Here is an 18,160-nt window from a genome sequence, read left to right as displayed (position 1 = left end):
GCTTTTTTTCATAGCGGAATTTTCACATGAAATTCCGTACCCACGTTTTTTTGGCTAAAAACCTTAATTTCTCCGTCATGAGCTTGTACAATCCATTTAGCAATCGCGAGACCTAAACCTGACCCTCCTTCGGCACGTGCTCGGCTCTTATCACTTCGATAAAAGCGATCAAACACATATCGAAGGTCTTTCGCTTCAATGCCAACGCCTGTGTCTCTAACGATTAACGTCATAGAGTGATGATATTTCTTTAGACTGATGTGAATGCTTTCTCCAGAGGGCGTGTATTTAAAAGCGTTATCTAATAAAATCATACATAGCTGATGAAGTCGTTCTTGATCTCCTCCGCACATTAACGATTCAATTTCCCTTGTGAAGTGCAGCTCCTTTAGTTCAAATATGGGCTCAAATTGATTAGCTACTTTATCAACCAGCTCGCCCATATTAAAGACCGTTTTGTTTAGCAGCTGCGCACTTGAATCAGATCTAGCCAGTGTTAGTAAGTTACCCACCAGCTTCGTCATCCGCTTCACTTCGTTTAAGCTTTGATAAATATTTTCGCTTTCTTGCTCGATCGTATGATTTGGTCGTCTAAACAATAGCTCGAGATGCGTTTGCATCACGGAAAGAGGCGTTCTTAACTCATGGGAAGCATCTGCAATAAATTCGACCTGTTTGTTCCACGACTTTTGTATAGGTACAAGCGCTCGATTAGCTAAAAACAAGCCAGCCACAAGCGAAAGAAGCAGTCCGATAAACGCTGAAATGATAAGAAGAAAAGCAAGGTGCTCTAAGGTTTGAGTTTCTGGATCTACGTTTAAGACAAGTTGAATCGTTGAAACGTCTTGATCTTTTATATACCCTTCGTTTTTCACATTCATCACTCGATAAGCATGACCGTTTACCTCTTGCGACGTTTGGGCTTTTCCTTCTGAGAGCGCAGGCTTAAAGTCGTCAATATCGTTTGTATATAACCCTTTTTTAGGTGTGATTTTGATTAGTTTTTTATCACCGCTCCAAAGTAAAAACGCAACCCGTCTTTCTGTTTCTCTCTCATTATTTTCCTGAATCTCATGTAAATTTCTTTTTTTTACTTGCTCGCTCATCTCACTTAACCGATTGTCTGGATTTGAAAAAATAACATGCTGCATATAAAAATATAAAACTAAACTAAAAATGCTCAAAATAACCATCAGCACGATTGTGTTAAATAACACAAGCCTGATTCTCGTCTTTTTAAACATGCTCTTCCCCTTTTAACATAAAGCCTACGCCTCTCACTGTACGTACATAATCGTCACAATTAAAAGGCTGAAGCTTCTTTCTTAAATGGTGAACATAGACGTCTACTACACCCACTCCTACGTCAGATGTAAATCCCCATACGCGATTAAAAATTTGATCTCGAATAAGGATTTGTTCTTTATTTCGAATAAAGTATTCCAAAAGCTGAAATTCTTTAATCGTTAACGTTAGGGCACTCCCATTTATCATAACTTCATGATTGTCTTCTCGTATAGAAATGGGACCATATGAAATCATGCCTTCTTCTGCCTGCAAGTCTCTGAGCATCACCCTTAACCTCGCAAAAAGTTCAGCCATGGCAAAAGGCTTAACCAAATAATCATCAGCTCCATAATCGAGTCCTTTCACTCGATCTTCTACACTATCCTTTGCAGTGAGAAAAATAACTTTCGTCAGCACCTTTTGTTTTCTTAGCTTTTTTAGTATGTCAAGTCCTGTCATACCCGGCAGCATAATATCTAAAATCAAAGCATCATAAATATTCTGCTCTGCTAAAAACAAACCTTCATCTCCTTCAGACGCACAATCAACTTCATATCCTTCTTCTTTTAAGCCTTCTACGATACCGTGTAATAATGAAGCATCGTCTTCTACCACAAGTACACGCATATCAAATTCCCCCTTTTGTGAGTACCTAAGTAAGCATTATCTTAGCATGTCACTTTTAAAAATATTTTAAAACTAGCGTGTTATCATCTCTTATACTTTATAAAAAAAGTTATGCCTGCAAGCAGACATAACTTTTAACTAAACGCTATTTATGATCAGGACGTCGGTAAATGAACACCGCTTCTTTTGGCAGTTTACCAAACAAAAAGCTAGCAAACGGTAAAAGACGATGACATCCCCAAATGATGAGGTAACAGCCTGCTAATGTTAGAATATAGCGTGCCAAAATTTCAATGTGAAACATGTAGTTTCCTTGTATTGGTACTGCTTTTGCCACAAAGTTTAAAACCATCGGGTGAATCAAGTAAAATCCAAACGAGTACATGGCAATATTTTTAACAATCGTCACGGACTTCACAGAAAGCTTTTCAGCTAATATCTCTGCAATTCGGAAGAAGAAATAACTTCCAGCGACCAAATAAAGCGTATTAACAGCCTCATACGTAAAGCCTGAAATTTGGATTGTCTTCATTGTGTACAAGTGATAATTTAACAGTGAAATAGCTATTCCCGCTCCGAGCGTCACCAGAAATAATACAATATTCGAACGACTGTACTTTTTATCCACTTGTTCGCGATAATAAATGCCAATCCAACCGCCAAGTAAAAACGTAGCCATTGTATTTAAAAACAAATTAAATGAAGTGATATGATACGTATTGTTAAGCATTAAATAACCAAGCTGAATGATAATGCCAAACAGCCACATGTATTTTTTGAAAATGGTTACTTTTTGTGCTAGCCATACAAAAACCGGCAGCACGAGATAAACTTGTACAATTAAAAAGATAAAATGAAGCTGATAGTAGGACTCTCCGCGTAAAATACGTTTCACAATATCAGCTGCATTTAATTCTGTTGCTCCTACATAGTACGAATAAAATTCATAAATAAGTGCCCAAACAATATAGGGAACCAAAATATATGTCACTCTTCGAGCATAATACGTTTTCCATAAAGTCTTTGTTAAAGGCTTGTTAATATAACTATAAAAGAAAACCAAACCTGTAATCACAATAAAGATCCCTGCTTCAATTCGAACAATTCGGTTAAGAAAATGATATTTCTGATAAGCTTCGCTTGCAAATGGCAGTACCGTTGCATATGCTGCTGTTACATGTACGAGCACAACCATCATCATAGCGAATAACCGTAGAAAATAAATGGATTGAATATGCTGCTTTTGTTTTTGCTTCACTTTTTCTCTCCTATATAATGTGAAATATAAATTCTGGATGAATAATAGAACATTCAATTTTTTCTTATCTTTCCCGTTTTACAAATAAAAAAGCTAATAACATAAAATAAATGTTATTAGCTTTACTCGTTTGTATTTTATCTTTCCTCTTGCTATCACGCAACTGAATTTACAAAAACAATAAAGAACTTGAGTACAAAGACCTAATTAAGTTCCTTTTATTTACGGTGCATTTTAAATTCCAAAAATAATTCATTGTAATAAGCAAGCATTCGTTTGCCTAAGTTATTATATACCTCAAGCTTTTTTGTTAGTTCTTCCTCTGGGTAAAAACGTTCATCTTCCGCTACTTCTTTCGGCAAATATTCTAACGCTTTTTTATTAGGCGTAGAATATCCTACATATTCCGCATTTTGAGCAGCGTGTTTAGGATCCAGCATAAAATTCATGAATTTATGTGCGCCTTCTACGTTTTTAGCCGTTTTTGGAATAACCATGTTATCAAACCATAAATTCGAACCTTCTTCTGGAACAACGTAATTCAGCTTATCGTTTTCACTCATAATCTCAGAAGCATCGCCTGACCAAACAACGCCAATTGCCGCTTCTTCATTTGCTAGGAGCATCTTAATCTCGTCTCCTACAATAGCTTTTACATTTGGTGTTAATGTATCAAGCTTTCTTTTTGCTTCTTGAAGATGGGCTTTATTCGTATCATTTAATGAATAATTTAAGCTGTTTAGCCCCATTCCCATCACTTCTCTAGCGCCATCTGCAAGTAAAATTTGATTTTTCAGCTTAGGATCCCATAAATCATTCCAGCTTTTTATCTTCTTGCCATGAATCATATCAGAGTTATACACAATACCCACAGTTCCCCAAAAATAAGGAATAGAGTACTGATTGCCAGGATCAAAGGATAAGTCTAAAAAACGTGGATTAATGTATTTTAAATTAGGCAGCTTCGAATGATCAATTGGCAATAGCAAATTTTCTTCACGCATCTTGCTAATCGCGTACTCAGAAGGCACAGCAATATCAAATGTCGTACCGCCTTGTTCAATTTTTGTCATCATTGCTTCATTCGAATCAAAGGTCTGATAAATGACTTTAATTCCGGTTTCTTTTTCAAACTGATTCACTAAATCAGGATCAATATAATCTCCCCAATTATAGACGGTCAGCGTATCTCCTCCAGAGTATCCTTCGGCATTGTTCAAATGATGAACCACATACATAAGAACGAAAGAAAGGATGACGATGAAGATAAACGGCTTTGCTAATTGCTTCATTTTCCAGTCGCCACCCCTTTCACTTTATTGCTATATCGCTGACTGATAAAGTAATAACCAATTACAATCAGCACGGTAAACATGAAAATAAGAGTAGAAAGAGCATTGATTTTCAACGAGACCCCTCTTCTTGCTAACGAATAAATTTCTACTGAAAGCGTAGAAAAACCGTTCCCGGTCACAAAGAACGTAACCGCAAAATCATCCAAAGAGTAAGTTAAAGCCATAAAAAAGCCTGCAAAGATACCCGGACGAATAAATGGCAATACCACTTTTGAAAGTACTTCAAAGCGGCTTGCGCCCAAATCACGGGCTGCATCAAGCAGTGTCGGACTCATTTCCTGCAGCTTAGGCAGAACCATGATGACCACGATCGGTACACTGAATGCAATATGCGCTAATAATACCGATATAAATCCGAGCTTTACACCGATAATGGTAAATAGAATTAAAAAAGATGCGCCAATAATAACATCTGGACTCACAATTAACACATTATTAAATGTTAACAGCGTATTTTGAACACGTCTGCGCTTCACGTATACGATAGCAAGTGCCCCTATCACGCCAATAATAGTTGAAATACCCGAAGACAGTAGAGCAATAATAAGAGTATTCAAAACAATAATAAGCAAACGCGTGTCTTGAAACACTTCTTTGTACCAATCTAACGTAAACCCTTCAAATTCACGCATGTTTCCTCCGCTGTTAAAAGAGTAATACATTAAATAAAAAATGGGCGCGTATAAAATGAAAAATACAAGAAATAAATAAAGGTGGCTGAACTTCCACTTTCTCTTCATTTTACACACCTCTCTTTCCAGTGCCTGTTATGAGCATCATAACGGCCATCGCAATAATTAAAAAGACGGCTATGGTGGCGCCCATGCCCCAATCCTGCGTCACTAAAAAATGTTGTTCAATCGCTGTTCCCAGTGTAATGACGCGGTTTCCAGCAATTAAACGCGTAATCATAAAGAGGGATAGTGCTGGGATAAAAACAGCCTGACAACCTGATTTAACCCCTTCTAGCGTTAGCGGAAATACCACGCGTTTAAATGTCACCCATGAAGATGCCCCCAAGTCTCGCGAAGCGTAGATAAGCGAGGGATTAAGTTCTTCCAAAGAGTTAAAGATGGGCAAAATCATAAAGGGGATAAAAATATACACCGATACAAATACAAAACTAAAGTCAGTAAATAAAATTTGATGAGTACCAAGTCCTAGAAATTCAGTAAACTTATTAACCGTACCATACGTGCCAAATATACCTAAAAAAGCATAAGCTTTTAATAATAAGTTAATCCACGTCGGTAAAATAATCAGTAGAAGCCAAAGCTGCTTGTGCTTAAGCTTCGTTAGTAAATAAGCTGTAGGATAAGAAAAAACCAAGGAAAATAACGTAATTAAAAAGGCATACCAAAATGAACTCAGCGTCATCTGTAAATAAACCGGAGTAAAAAATTTCTTATAGTTTTCAAGCGTCAGCTCATTATCGATGTTGAAAAAAGAATAATAGACAACTAATACAATGGGAGCAACTACAAAAAGCAAAATCCATAACACATACGGGACTAAGTAAATATTTCTTGATTTAGTTTGCATCGTAATCCTCTTCATAACCTTCGAGTCGCTTATCGAATTCTTCTTCCGTTTCGTTAAATCGCATAACATGAATAGCCTCAGGTTCAAAATATAAACCAATTTCTTCCCCAACCGTTGCCTTTTTCGTAGAGTGAACGAGCCACTCATTCCCTGCATGGTCATAGCCTAAAATTTCATAATGGACTCCTCTGAACAGCTGTGAATCTACACGAACCTGCAGCTTTCCTTGATCGGAGCTTGTAATGGCTAAATCTTCAGGGCGAATCACAATTTCAACCTGCTCATTTTGGTTTAATCCTTGATCGACACATTCAAATTGCTGGCCGCCAAACTCCACTAAAAAGTCAGCAATCATTTTACCTGGTACAATATTTGATTCACCAATAAAATCGGCAACAAAACGATTAATTGGCTCATCATAAATATCTGTAGGTTCCCCGCTCTGCTGAATTCTTCCTTTATTCAAAACAAAGATTTCATCGGACATCGCAAGCGCTTCTTCTTGATCGTGCGTAACAAAAATGAACGTAATACCTAGACGACGCTGTAATTCTCTTAACTCGTATTGCATTTCTGTACGCAATTTTAGATCAAGAGCTGAAAGCGGCTCGTCCAGCAAAATGACTTCGGGCTGGTTTACAATTGCTCGTGCAATTGCTACACGCTGTCTTTGGCCGCCCGACATTTCCTTTATTTCTCTGTTTTCATATCCTTCTAAGTTAACAAAACGAAGGGCTTCTTTAACTTTTATTGCAATATCAGCATTTTTCATCTTCTTGATTCGAAGACCGAATGCTACATTTTCAAATACATTCAGATGGGGGAAAAGCGCGTAGTCTTGAAAAACCGTATTAACCTGTCGTTTGTTAGCCGGGACATCATTAATTCTTTTCCCATTAAAATAAATCGTTCCGCTTGAGGCTTCCGTAAAGCCTGCAATTAATCGTAAAATCGTTGTCTTTCCACATCCCGATGGACCTAAGAGGGTATAAAATTTCCCTTTTTCAATTTCAAAGCTTACATGATCCAATACAACTGAATCATTATCATATTGCTTGGTCACATTTTCAAATTGAATAATTGTATTCGTAGATGTCATTTCACTTCACCTCTTTTGTTCTATAAATAAGACTCTGTCGCCACGATAATTAACTCTGTTATTCCGTCATGAGCATTTAAAATCTGATGTTCTTCAGAAGCTTGAAAATAGATGGTTTCTCCTTGTTTGGCTTCATATATTCTGCCTCCAAGCTTTACCTTCACACACCCGCGCAAAATGTAGCCAAACGTTTCTGAAAGGGAAGGCTCAAATCTCTTAAATGCGCCTTTTTCATGAAGAATAAGACGAATGGGCTCCATTTCTTTTTCATTTGATTCATGCACAAGCCACTGAATATGGTAACCTTTTTCATCTTCGCAATAACTCGTGTAGTCTTCCTCTCTGTATACAACCTTTTGAACATGCGTATCAATTTCGAAGAATTCTTTCGGTTCGCACCCTAGCACTTCCAAAATACTAAAAAATGTTTCTAAAGACGGTGAACTTAAATCGCGCTCTAGCTGCGAAATATAGCCTTTACTTAAATCAGTACGTTCTCCTAGCTCTTCTTGTGTTAAACCTTTTTTTAATCGTAAATTTTTAATTTTCTTTCCTATTTCCATACTCTCGATCCTCAACTGTATTTAAAATTAGCAAACAGCATGAATGATTGTTCATGCTGTTCCAAACTCAAGTTTTGTTTTACTTAACTTAAAGTTTACTTTTAACCTTAAAATATTATACATGAATTATTTTTTAGTACAACCTTAAACACTTAAAAAATAAAAACTCCTTTTATATTAAAAGGAGTTTTTATTTTTATTTATACAACTTATGCGTTTCGTACTGTTTCCCGGATAATGTATCAAACTCAACTTCATGGTAATCTTGAAGGTCTTTTGCAGCTTTTTTAGAGAGCGCCGCCGGATCATCGACTAGCTTTCCTTTCGAATCTATATACATATTTGAACGAAAAGCCGGCACTTCTGTTTTCATTTGATTCAACTGATCGTAGAACAGATTACTTTTGTAACCAAGAGATTGAGCAAGCGTCGGAGCAATATAAATAGGACTCATCGTACCGAGATTTTTATCTATTTTCGTATCGTAATTAGATAAAAATAAGAGCGGCGTTTCATAAAATTTTTGAGATGTTTGCTGCGTTTTCTCGTTTCCAAAACCCGTTTCTTTGTAAGCTTGAAGGTTTTGGCCAAGCGCCGGCAAATGATCTCCCCAAAATACTACAATGGTCGGCTCGTCCAGCTTTTGAATTTCATCGTTCAATCGTTTTAAAGCAGCATCTGAACGTTTAATTCCTTCAGCATAAATTTCAATTTCCTTTTGCATTTCCGGTGATAACCCTTTACCGGTTACCTTAATGGTTTCCTGACCATTATATTTATCCGCTGAATAAGGAAGATGATTTGCAATCGTTACAGCATGCACAAATGCAGGCTTTTTCGACTGGCGAAGCGTATCGAGTACTTCATCAACTACTGCTTCATCAGAAACAAACTCATTGTTATCTTTTTGTGTATGCTTCATTTCATCAATAAACTTCACTTGATCAAATCCCAAGTTTGGATATACATTTTGTCTCATATAAAGCATGCCGCTGTTTGGATGCATAGCCGTTGTAGCATAGCCTTGCTTTTCTAAATAAGAAACAAAAGACGGATATTCTTTTTTACTCAATACATGCTGATAAGGAAGGCCTCCAGGGTTAAAGAAAGACAAAGAGTAGCTCGTCAGCGCTTCGAACTCCACATTAGCTGTTTCCCCGCCAAACGAAGGACTTAAAGACCATCCGGAAGGATATTTCTTTTGAAGTTCTCTTGTATTTTTCATTGGATCTTCAGAGAACGTCACGTTAAGCTTTGTTGGGTCCCAAAATGTTTCGTTCATCACAAACACAACGTTTGGTTTGACTTCAGTCTTGCTTTCTTGTGTTTTCTCTTCCTTTGACTGAATGCGCTTTGCCACTTTTGCCATAGCTTCTTCTGAGTAGTCATCCGGCTCTTGCAGCACATCTGTTTTAACATTTGAAATCATGCCAATAACAGGTCCATTATAGTAATAATTATTTTGCTGATTCCAAGGCATCAGCGCAGCATATTGATCATAATATTTTTGAGCAAACGAGTGTTCAAAGAATAAAAATGATTTCATTAAAAAGATGAGCGGCAGAATCATAATAATTCGAAGAAACCATCGAATTTTAATTTTCGGCAAGAAAAACCAAAGAGCGAGCAGTACGACAATAGATCCAATAACTCCTATTACAATAGGAATTGAAATCGAATCTTTAATCATCGGAATAACTTCTTTTAACTGGCTCGCCTGAATAAAATCGTTCGGGAACAACGGTTCATTTCGAAAGATTTTTTTGTAATAGTTTACAAGAGCTAAAATAAAATACAGAACAAAGGTAATTCCAGCTCCTAAATAAGCTTCCCCTACTAGCATAATGATCGCTAGTGTTAACAGCGAAAGTAAAAATACCGTAAAAAGATAGCGTTCGGGATATGCTTGCATCCACTCTATTGTTTTGCCTGGATTATGTATATCAATATGATAGATAACAAAAACCATAGCAGAAACGGCTGCTACAGCAATTGAAAACACAATTGCCGTAAAAATGGCATACCACTGCGAATCTTGTATTCTCTCTATGTGATTAAATCGAAGCAGCAAATAGAAAGTGAGCGCCCATAAAACAAGTGAGCATCCTCCTATTAATACTACGAACCCAGCTGTATGGATTTGGGCCCAATCAAACAACATTTTTGTGTCATTTGACACATTAAACATAACAACACTGTATAAAAAAACGCTAAGCAGGCCATACGCTGCCAGCATTGGCAAAGAACGATACAAATGTTTAAACATAACCTTAAGCCTCCTATTTACAATATCTTAACACTTTTAATATGATTTTAACATTCCTATCTCTCTCGCTTTCACGCCTAATTTTCCCATAATCATACCACTAACATTTCCCGAGAAATTTCACACGAAAAAAGCCCGCTTTTCTTATGAAAAGACGGGCCTCTTAGCCGTTTTATACGTATGTAAAAATTGCTGTTATGAACGCTCTTTCACTGCTTGTGCTTTTAGCAAATCACGAATTTCTGTTAAAATCTCTTCTTCTTTTGAGAGAACAGCCACTTCTTCCTCTACTTTCTCTTCTTCTTTTCTCTTAAAACGATTAAAGAAACGAATAAATAAGAAAATCGAGAATGCGACAATTAAGAAATCAACAATTGTTTGAATAAAAGATCCATATAATACCGTAGCATCTCCAACCGTGAAGGATAAATCTTTAAAGTCTATCCCTGCTAACAACAAACCAATCAGCGGCATAATAATATCATTTACAAGGGACGTGACAATTTTTCCAAATGCCGCTCCAATAATAACCCCGACAGCTAAATCTAATACGTTTCCACGCAAAGCAAACTCTTTAAATTCTTTAAGCATCTGTTTGTTCCACCTCCTGCCCTTCATTTCAAACCTTCATGATAATACATCCTAAATTAAACAGACAAGGTGCATTTTCGTTTTTCTCTTTTTCATGAGATATGTACCAGACCTTTAGTTGTATTTCTGCCCAGATTTTTACTTTATATTCGTTTATAAATAAGATGCACTTTCAGTTTTCATTCAGGAAAGGTTCATATTCAGTACATTTTCCTTTTATACACTAATAGCATGTAATTCATCAAATATGTAAACGAACAATAGAGGAGATGACTAGAACGTGAGAAAAATTCTACTGCGAGCAGCGGCGTTGTGTCTCGCAGCTATTATCAGTATTTCTTATACAGCAAGTGCGGCGAATGCAAGTGAAAACACAGCAAGTAAAGATTTAATTATTATTAATAAAAAAACAAATCAGCTTGCTTATTTTCATAATGGGAAGTTAGAAAAGACGTATTCAGTAGCTACTGGAAAAACATGGAGCGATACGCCGGTAGGTTTTTTCAAGATTGTCAACAAAATTAAAAATCGTCCTTACTATACAGGGCATATTGCAGGAGGCGCTCCTAATAACCCTCTTGGCTCTCGTTGGCTAGGGCTTAATGCAAACGGAACAACCGGCGACACATACGCTATTCATGGGAATAACTCAGAAGATAGCATCGGCAAATATGTAAGCCACGGCTGCGTACGAATGCATAATGCGGATGTCGAAGAATTATTCAATAAAGTGGCAGTAGGAACATCGGTAACTATTACGTATTCATCAAAAACCTTTGAAGAGCTGGCAAAAGTATACGGCTACGGACAGCTATGAAAAGATAAAAGCTTATCCAAAAAATCTGGATAAGCTTTTATTCCTCTCTATTCCCATACATGAGCTCCGTACTGTGTGAATATAGCTCAATAATATTCCCAAACGGATCTTCACAATAAACCAAGTAATAAGGTTTTCCAGGTCTTGTATTCCATACTTGGCTTCGCTTTTTACCACCTGATTGTTCGATTTTATCCGCCAACTTTTCCACGTCGTCGGCTATTAAACACATGTGAAAATAACTTTGATACTGCTCATCGCTGTCTTTTAATACAAGAGGCATTTGCGGCTTATTAAATTCAAACAGTTCAATGCCTACCTGGTTGTCAGCTGTCATGTGAGCATTTTTCATTTTTTTGATATGAGACCCCAGTAAATCTTGAGTCATATTTTCAGCTTTTTCTTCCTTCGCATTAAACTTATAAGGACCGGCAATCAGCTTAAAACCTAAAACTTCCCCATACCACTGCACGGCTTTTTCTACATCAGGTACAGCTAATCCAACGTGCGTAATAGCTACCATTTTATCACCCTCCTATACACAAACATTCCCTTTCTGCTAAAAGAAAAACAGCCCATTTAAAATGGACTGTTTACACGTACTAAATTCATTCACGATTTTAAAGCATTATATTGAGCAATGATTTCTTTTGTTAAATCATTACTTGCCTCTAACTCACTAATCTCTTTTAATACATACTCAATACCATACTCCTGAATATTCGCTTGAAGCTTCATAGCCTCTTTATCTTCTTGCGGGTCAAATAAAAGCGCAGCGGCAATAGCCTTTGCTAAATAGGTATAAGAAAGGCCCGCTTTTTTTGCTTCTAGCGCTGGACGAATCAAACGATCCTGAGGTCCAAGCTTGCGAATTGGCGCTCTTCCTACCCTTTTAACTGAATCATTTAAATGAGGATTTTTAAAGCGTTCAATGATTTTAGTAATATAAGCTTTGTGCTCCTCTTTATCTAAGTCATATCTTTCAATTAGATAGTTTCCTGTTTCTTGTAGTGTTTGCTGTACTTGTTCATAAATATCTGAATCTCTTAACGTTTGATCAATTGTTTCTTTTCCTTTTAAATAACCAAAATATGCAATCACCGCGTGTCCCGTATTCACTGTAAATAACTTTCTTTCAATAAAAGGAGCAAGGTCAGGCACAATCGTCATTCCTTCTACAAAAGGAATATCTTCAGGTGCCTCTACTACCCATTCATAATAGGATTCTACTAAAACATCAAGCGAACCTTGGTCATGTTGAATAGGCACGATACGATCTACAGCTGAATTGAAGAAAAAGACCTTATTTATCATATGAGCTTTTGTCTCTTCATCCAGCGCGTCAAAAATATAGCCTTTTAATAAATCTGTCGCAGAGATTTGATTTTCACATGCAATAATATATACATTTTCGTCGCTTGCTTTTACACGTTCAGCCAAACCTTTAGCAATTAAAGGAGCAATGCGAGGCAGAACGTTCGGTCCGATGGCCGTCGTAATGTACGTTGCTTCTTTAATCGCTTTAATGACTGCTTGTTCTTGTGTCAGATTATTTAAACCAGATACGTTTTGAACAGCTAATGTCTCGGGGTGCTCTGCGGCTGTTATTACGTTATACCCTCCATCTGTGTTTAACTGATTAATAATCTTTTCAGCAATATCTACGAATGTGACGTGATAGTTGCTTTGAGAAAACAATGCCCCAATGAATCCTCGACCGATATTGCCTGCTCCAAAATGAACTGCTTGTTTCACAAAAATCATTCCTTTATCAAATTATTTCGAAGGTACTCATGAAACGTATCCTCTAGCTTTTTGCGAATTATCTCTTCATTCGAGGACGAAAAAATCATCATTGCTTCATGGTCTTCAATTAAACTGGTACTAATTAAACTTAAAATTTCTTGTTGTGCTTCACTTAACTCTTCAGGTGCGAGCATTAATAGAAGGTTACGCGCCTGCATATTTGTTCCGTCCATGCCTTTAACTGTGCAAGGTTGTTCTAAATGTGAAACCTGAAATATCAGCTCGTTCACGTGATGTTCACGGCAATGGAACAGTGCCATGCTCGTTTGCGGAATGCCTAAACCGCCTTTGTTTTCTCGTTCCTTAAGCTGATGAATAACGCAGTTAGCATTGGTTATTAAACGTTCTTTTTCAGCAGCTTTTACTACGTGCGAAATCACTTGATCGTGACTCACTGCATCCGAAAATCGATACATTCTAAGGTTTTGAAGAATTGATTCGATACTTCCATGCACATCTTTAATTTGTTTCATCGTTTCCTCAAAAGACGGTTTTTCTTTACAAACGGTCTTATTTTTATATTGGAACGAGCGATAGTCCTTATCTTTGGTTAACTTTTGAATGTTTTTCTGTAAAAAATTCTGGACGGATTGAATATCCTCTTCGGTTAAGAGTGGATTGACTAAAATGTAATCGACATTTAAAAAAGGCAGTCTTACTGTTGAAATCACTAAGTCGTACCCTTCAAGCGCGGCTTCTTTGATTTCTTTTACAGATTTAATGACAACTGAATTAATCTCCGGAATCTCTTTACGAATACGGCTAGCTAACATTTTCGAGGTGCCAATTCCAGTTGGACAGACGATCAGTGCCTGAATTTCCATGACTTCTTCTTTTAGCACTAGCGTTGAACCAAAATGCAAAACAAGATATGCTACTTCATCATCTGGAAAAACTAAATCCGGCAGCTCTTGATCGATACTGTTTCTCACAGCCATAAATAAAACCGGGTATTTTTTCTTAATCTCTTCTGTTAATGGATTAAAAAGCTCCATTTTTTGCTTAAGACGAAAAATTGCCGGCTCCATATGAGCAAGCAGCCCCTGGTAAAGGGAAAAATCACCGGTTAAGTCGGTGTTAAGCTGAACAGAAACGTGAGCAATCATATTCTTAATAATCTGCCCAACCACTACGCTGTCGTAATATACGTCCCTAGTAGTTTGGAATTTTGCTGCACGTAGCCGCACTGCCAAGAAATGAATATCTTTTTCTGTAAAAGAAAGAGAAAATACCCGTTCAATTTCCCGGCAAATATCCTTCATTAAGAACACTTCACTTGCCAGCTCTTCCGTTTGGGCGCCGTCGTCTTCTAGATACATTTGCTTTTTCGTTCGCTGTATCATAATGCAAATATGAACAATGAGCCCTATATAATCGCTGTCAGCCAGCTTAGAATGATGCTGATTAATCGCTCGATGTACAATTCCGTCTACTTCTGCCAAATAATCTGGATAAAAATAATGCAAAATTGTTTCATCCGTATGCTGCTGATTTTCTGCTAAAAACAAGCACTCAATTAACTCCTCACTAAAGTGAACAAGAAAATAATTAGCTAATGCTTTCCGTTTATTGGCTTCAGTAGCTTGAACCTCTACTCCCACCCCTCTTTTTCGATGAAGGAGAACGTCAAATGTGGTTAACCACTCTGTTAATTCATCTAAATAAGCAGTTAGTGTAGTGATACTTACTTCTAAGTCTTTAGCCAGCGTTTGTAATTTAAATGAATCCCCTTCTTCTAGAAGAAGAATTAAAAGAATTAATTTTCTTTCCTGTGGAGACTGATCCGTCGTTTTAATCTTCATCAGCTCTTGAATAAGACGAAAAATTTGTTCATTTTTACCTTCAATCATTAGTCCTTCATCTTGTGTACGAATCAGCTTCAAATCAAATTTTTCAAGTATCGATTCAATTGCCTTCAAATCTCTGTGAACGGTTCTTACACTTACATTCAAAAAAGTAGCAAGTGTAAGGGCTGTATGTTTTCCTGCCGTTTTAATAATTAACTCAATGATTGATTTTTCTCTTGAAGTAATAAACAAGAACATCAACTCTTTTCTTATTTATAAACAAAGGATAAAAAGGCATCTCCATGCCTTTCTATCCCGTTAGTTACTTTGAATAATAGCCATTAATTCTTTAGCTGATTTGGCATGAACCATCTTTTCAATATTGTCCATATCAGAACACGTAATCGCGATACCAGATAAAATTTCTAAATGGGTGCCGTCTTTTCCGGCAATTCCAAAAATCAAACGAACTTTCTCACCATCAAAATCAACGCCTTCTGGCACTTGAATCACTGTAAAACCGGATCTTAAAACGTTCTTTTTCGCTTCTTCTGTCCCGTGCGGAATCGCTACGTCATTTCCCATATAAGTAGAAGTCATATTGTCGCGATCAATCATGGCTTCAACGTAGTTTTCTTCTACATATCCGCCTTTTACTAACACGCTCCCTGCAAATCGAATTGCTTCTTCCTTAGAAGAAAAGTGCTGATCCAAGAAAACGTTTTCTTCTTTTAATAAACCATCATTACTATCTGTATTATTTTCTGCAGATACTCTTTTTTCTTTTTCCGCTTTAGAAGTAGTATGATCATTTTTTAGTTGGTCAATTAGTTTGTCATATTCCGGACTAGATAGAAAATTATCAACCGAGATATGATACGCATCTGGAACTTTGTTTTGAGCTCTTGGCGTTAGCTCTTCCTGTGTAATAACGATTTGAGCATCACTTGGAATATTACTGATCGCTGTATTCGTTACCGAAATATTTAAATCTGCTTGTTTAACTTTCTTGCGAAGAAGAGAGGCGCCCATCGCACTCGATCCCATACCTGCGTCACAGGCAAAAACAATTTTCTGAACGCTTGCTGGTACTTCTCCTTGTTGTTTTGTAAAGCTTCCTGCTACAGAACTCTTCTTGCCTTTCATCTCTTGCATTTTGCGAGCTGCTTCATCCAAATCTTCTGTTTGCTTGCCCGTTTTTAAAATTAACGAACCTACAATAAACGATACGACGGCTGCAACGAGAACACCGGAGATATTTGCAACATAGCTGCCTGCATTACCTGGTGTAGCAGCTAAAATAGCCAAAATACTTCCTGGTGAAGCAACCGCTTGCAAGCCTCCGCCTAAAAGAACAAATGTAAATACGCCGCTCATTCCGCCTAAAATAGCCGCAATGATTAGAAGCGGACGCATTAAAACGTAAGGGAAGTAAATTTCGTGAATTCCGCCAATAAAATGAATGATGGCCGCTCCCGGCGCTGACTGTTTTGCTGTTCCTTTTCCAAAGAAGCAATACGCTAACAAAATTCCTAATCCCGGACCAGGATTTGTTTCTAATAACAATAGAATGGACTGTCCATTTGTTCGAATTTGTTCTGCTCCGATTGGAGATAAGATACCGTGATTAATAGCATTGTTTAAGAATAAAATTTTAGCAGGCTCAATTAGAATACTTGTAAGAGGAAGAAGGCCATGTGCAACCATCCAATCTACACCCACTACAAGCGCGCCTGTAAATCCGTCCACGGCTGGACTAACGCCTAAAAAGGCTAGAATTGCTAGAATTCCTCCAAGAATACCTGCTGAGAAGTTATTAATTAACATCTCGAATCCTGTTTTGACTTTACCTTCAATAAACTGATCAAACTTCTTGATGATGTAACCGCCAAGCGGTCCCATAATCATAGCGCCTAGAAACATCGGAATATCAGATCCAACGATGACGCCCATGGTCGCGATAGCACCTACAACGCCTCCACGCTGATCGTGTACAAGCTTTCCTCCTGTGTAGCCGATTAGCAGCGGAAGCAAATACTTGACCATTGGATCCACTAGTTTGGCAAGGCTTTCATTTGGAAAAAAGCCTGTTGGAACAAATAAAGCAGTAATAAGTCCCCATGCAATAAATGCTCCGATATTTGGCATAACCATTGAACTTAGAAAGTTCCCAAACTTTTGTACAGCTACTTTTATATTAGATTGAGCCATTTGCTCTCTTCCTTTCTCTACGTGATGATACTTTAATCGTAAGAGATTAAACGCTTTCATTCAATGAATAGGAAAACTAACTTTGTCGTACCACAGACAGACAAAGCTTTTAATTACATAAAAAAGCAGCTGAACTGTAAAAGTTCAGCTGCTTTCTAACTTAATATTTATCTAATTCACTTACAGGAGATTGAATAATAACCGGATTTTTCTCTGGATTTAACCATTTTAAAATAGAGACAACTTGTTCTTTAGAAGTAGCCGTACATCCTGCGGTATAATTTGTTCCTACATGGAAGAAGATTGCACTTCCCTTTCCTGGCGTTCTAGATTCATTATAATTAATGACAAACCCATAATCGTAAGCGGGGATGTCCATGTTCTCAGCGCTCGTCCAGCGGCCATTCGCCGGCTTTTGCTGCCACGTATTATATAGAGAGCTTTTTGAATCGTCTACCCACACATCATTTGCTGTAATCTTTCGATATGGAAGCTTAGTTCCAGGATTTGCATAGCGTCCGAATGCTGTGCCAATTGTATATTTCCCTGTCGGAGATTCCATATCTCCTTCCTTTTTCGATAAAGCGAATCCTTTTTGTCCAAGTACACCGTTCGCGGTTAAAACTTGCTTCCATTTTCCATCAACTTTTTCAAACGTTTGAATTTTAGCAGACTTCGTATCGTAGTTATCTGCTGTAACCAAGATGACTTGCTGAGCGTTACCTAACGTTTTAAAAGAATCCACTACGAGCTTTGGCGATGTTGTAGCTGAAGCCTGTACATAGTCACTGCTTACGTAGCCTGTGCGGCCGTTATAGTTAATTTTGTACCAGCTTCCGCTTTTGCTCACCACAGACAGCTTCTGACCTTTTGTCACACTTCCTATGGATGCATAATTGGTACCTGCTCCGCTTCTTACATTCAGCGTGCTTGCCGTTACTGTGTACGTTG

Annotated in this window: 16 protein-coding genes; 1 reads left to right on the top strand and 15 read right to left on the bottom strand. The window is 37.5% G+C overall.

The genetic code is table 11. The annotated features are described in order from the left end of the window. Positions 1-8: 8 nt before the first annotated feature. The 10 genes from AC3WJG_RS25410 to mscL all read right to left on the bottom strand — a co-directional run bounded on the left by AC3WJG_RS25410 (position 9) and on the right by mscL (position 10,588). The gene (locus AC3WJG_RS25410) at positions 9-1,244 is read right to left on the bottom strand and encodes a sensor histidine kinase (protein WP_060745930.1); all 1,236 of its coding nucleotides are present in this window, start codon (positions 1,242-1,244) and stop codon (positions 9-11) included. After that, a complete protein-coding gene (locus AC3WJG_RS25405) occupies positions 1,237-1,914 on the bottom strand; it encodes a response regulator transcription factor (RefSeq protein WP_102814023.1) in 678 nt (225 codons plus the stop codon). The genes AC3WJG_RS25410 and AC3WJG_RS25405 overlap by 8 nt, the downstream gene beginning before the upstream one ends. A 145-nt stretch (positions 1,915-2,059) precedes the next feature. After that, a complete protein-coding gene (locus AC3WJG_RS25400; RefSeq protein ID WP_060745929.1) occupies positions 2,060-3,172 on the bottom strand; it encodes an acyltransferase in 1,113 nt (370 codons plus the stop codon). A gap of 218 nt (positions 3,173-3,390) precedes the next feature. Then, positions 3,391-4,464, bottom strand: coding sequence for an ABC transporter substrate-binding protein (locus tag AC3WJG_RS25395; RefSeq protein WP_028410435.1), 1,074 nt, complete (start codon positions 4,462-4,464; stop codon positions 3,391-3,393). Further along, positions 4,461-5,267: an ABC transporter permease gene (locus AC3WJG_RS25390; RefSeq protein WP_028410434.1), complete on the bottom strand. Its 807-nt coding sequence runs from the start codon at positions 5,265-5,267 to the stop codon at positions 4,461-4,463. The genes AC3WJG_RS25395 and AC3WJG_RS25390 overlap by 4 nt, the downstream gene beginning before the upstream one ends. Before the next feature lies 1 nt (position 5,268). Continuing rightward, positions 5,269-6,069: an ABC transporter permease gene (locus AC3WJG_RS25385; protein WP_016762745.1), complete on the bottom strand. Its 801-nt coding sequence runs from the start codon at positions 6,067-6,069 to the stop codon at positions 5,269-5,271. After that, the gene (locus AC3WJG_RS25380) at positions 6,059-7,168 is read right to left on the bottom strand and encodes an ABC transporter ATP-binding protein (protein WP_028410433.1); all 1,110 of its coding nucleotides are present in this window, start codon (positions 7,166-7,168) and stop codon (positions 6,059-6,061) included. The genes AC3WJG_RS25385 and AC3WJG_RS25380 overlap by 11 nt, the downstream gene beginning before the upstream one ends. Before the next feature lie 20 nt (positions 7,169-7,188). Next, positions 7,189-7,731: a helix-turn-helix domain-containing protein gene (locus AC3WJG_RS25375; RefSeq protein WP_013054985.1), complete on the bottom strand. Its 543-nt coding sequence runs from the start codon at positions 7,729-7,731 to the stop codon at positions 7,189-7,191. Positions 7,732-7,927: 196 nt separating this feature from the next. Next, positions 7,928-9,997 (bottom strand): LTA synthase family protein, encoded by a 2,070-nt coding sequence (locus tag AC3WJG_RS25370; protein ID WP_337134637.1) that lies wholly within the window; start codon positions 9,995-9,997, stop codon positions 7,928-7,930. Between the two features lie 195 nt (positions 9,998-10,192). Continuing rightward, positions 10,193-10,588, bottom strand: coding sequence for a large conductance mechanosensitive channel protein MscL (gene mscL / locus AC3WJG_RS25365; protein WP_025753425.1), 396 nt, complete (start codon positions 10,586-10,588; stop codon positions 10,193-10,195). A gap of 280 nt (positions 10,589-10,868) precedes the next feature. On the opposite strand from mscL, the gene AC3WJG_RS25360 reads away from it, so the two are divergent. Then, positions 10,869-11,405 carry a L,D-transpeptidase gene (locus AC3WJG_RS25360; protein ID WP_102814024.1) on the top strand — a complete coding sequence of 179 codons (537 nt, stop codon included), beginning with the start codon at positions 10,869-10,871 and terminating at the stop codon, positions 11,403-11,405. A gap of 37 nt (positions 11,406-11,442) precedes the next feature. Here the strand turns inward: AC3WJG_RS25360 and AC3WJG_RS25355 are convergent, their stop codons facing one another. The 5 genes from AC3WJG_RS25355 to AC3WJG_RS25335 form a co-directional block, all read right to left on the bottom strand. After that, positions 11,443-11,928, bottom strand: coding sequence for a VOC family protein (locus tag AC3WJG_RS25355; RefSeq protein WP_060745926.1), 486 nt, complete (start codon positions 11,926-11,928; stop codon positions 11,443-11,445). 89 nt (positions 11,929-12,017) lie between these two features. Next, the gene (locus AC3WJG_RS25350; RefSeq protein ID WP_098250191.1) at positions 12,018-13,160 is read right to left on the bottom strand and encodes a mannitol-1-phosphate 5-dehydrogenase; all 1,143 of its coding nucleotides are present in this window, start codon (positions 13,158-13,160) and stop codon (positions 12,018-12,020) included. 5 nt (positions 13,161-13,165) lie between these two features. Further along, a complete protein-coding gene (locus AC3WJG_RS25345) occupies positions 13,166-15,256 on the bottom strand; it encodes a BglG family transcription antiterminator (protein ID WP_098659433.1) in 2,091 nt (696 codons plus the stop codon). Between the two features lie 60 nt (positions 15,257-15,316). Then, positions 15,317-17,209: a PTS mannitol transporter subunit IICBA gene (locus tag AC3WJG_RS25340; RefSeq protein ID WP_492588851.1), complete on the bottom strand. Its 1,893-nt coding sequence runs from the start codon at positions 17,207-17,209 to the stop codon at positions 15,317-15,319. Between the two features lie 160 nt (positions 17,210-17,369). Next, positions 17,370-18,160, bottom strand: a 791-nt coding sequence (locus tag AC3WJG_RS25335) for an SH3 domain-containing protein (protein WP_492588849.1), incomplete at its 5' end; no start/stop codon positions are given.

The organism is Priestia sp. FW507-14D1A, from assembly GCF_058781295.1.
This window is presented reverse-complemented; position numbering and strand designations above follow the sequence as displayed.

Excerpts from the sequence above, each read along its gene's own strand:
- AC3WJG_RS25375 (WP_013054985.1), bottom strand. The coding sequence starts at position 7,731 with ATGGAAATAGGAAAGAAAATTAAAAATTTACGATTAAAAAAAGGTTTA.
- AC3WJG_RS25355 (WP_060745926.1), bottom strand. The coding sequence starts at position 11,928 with ATGGTAGCTATTACGCACGTTGGATTAGCTGTACCTGATGTAGAAAAA.
- AC3WJG_RS25345 (WP_098659433.1), bottom strand. The coding sequence starts at position 15,256 with ATGTTCTTGTTTATTACTTCAAGAGAAAAATCAATCATTGAGTTAATT.
- AC3WJG_RS25385 (WP_016762745.1), bottom strand. The coding sequence starts at position 6,069 with ATGCAAACTAAATCAAGAAATATTTACTTAGTCCCGTATGTGTTATGG.
- AC3WJG_RS25340 (WP_492588851.1), bottom strand. The coding sequence starts at position 17,209 with ATGGCTCAATCTAATATAAAAGTAGCTGTACAAAAGTTTGGGAACTTT.
- AC3WJG_RS25390 (WP_028410434.1), bottom strand. The coding sequence starts at position 5,267 with ATGAAGAGAAAGTGGAAGTTCAGCCACCTTTATTTATTTCTTGTATTT.
- AC3WJG_RS25380 (WP_028410433.1), bottom strand. The coding sequence starts at position 7,168 with ATGACATCTACGAATACAATTATTCAATTTGAAAATGTGACCAAGCAA.
- AC3WJG_RS25405 (WP_102814023.1), bottom strand. The coding sequence starts at position 1,914 with ATGCGTGTACTTGTGGTAGAAGACGATGCTTCATTATTACACGGTATC.
- AC3WJG_RS25395 (WP_028410435.1), bottom strand. The coding sequence starts at position 4,464 with ATGAAGCAATTAGCAAAGCCGTTTATCTTCATCGTCATCCTTTCTTTC.
- AC3WJG_RS25410 (WP_060745930.1), bottom strand. The coding sequence starts at position 1,244 with ATGTTTAAAAAGACGAGAATCAGGCTTGTGTTATTTAACACAATCGTG.
- AC3WJG_RS25370 (WP_337134637.1), bottom strand. The coding sequence starts at position 9,997 with ATGTTTAAACATTTGTATCGTTCTTTGCCAATGCTGGCAGCGTATGGC.
- mscL (WP_025753425.1), bottom strand. The coding sequence starts at position 10,588 with ATGCTTAAAGAATTTAAAGAGTTTGCTTTGCGTGGAAACGTATTAGAT.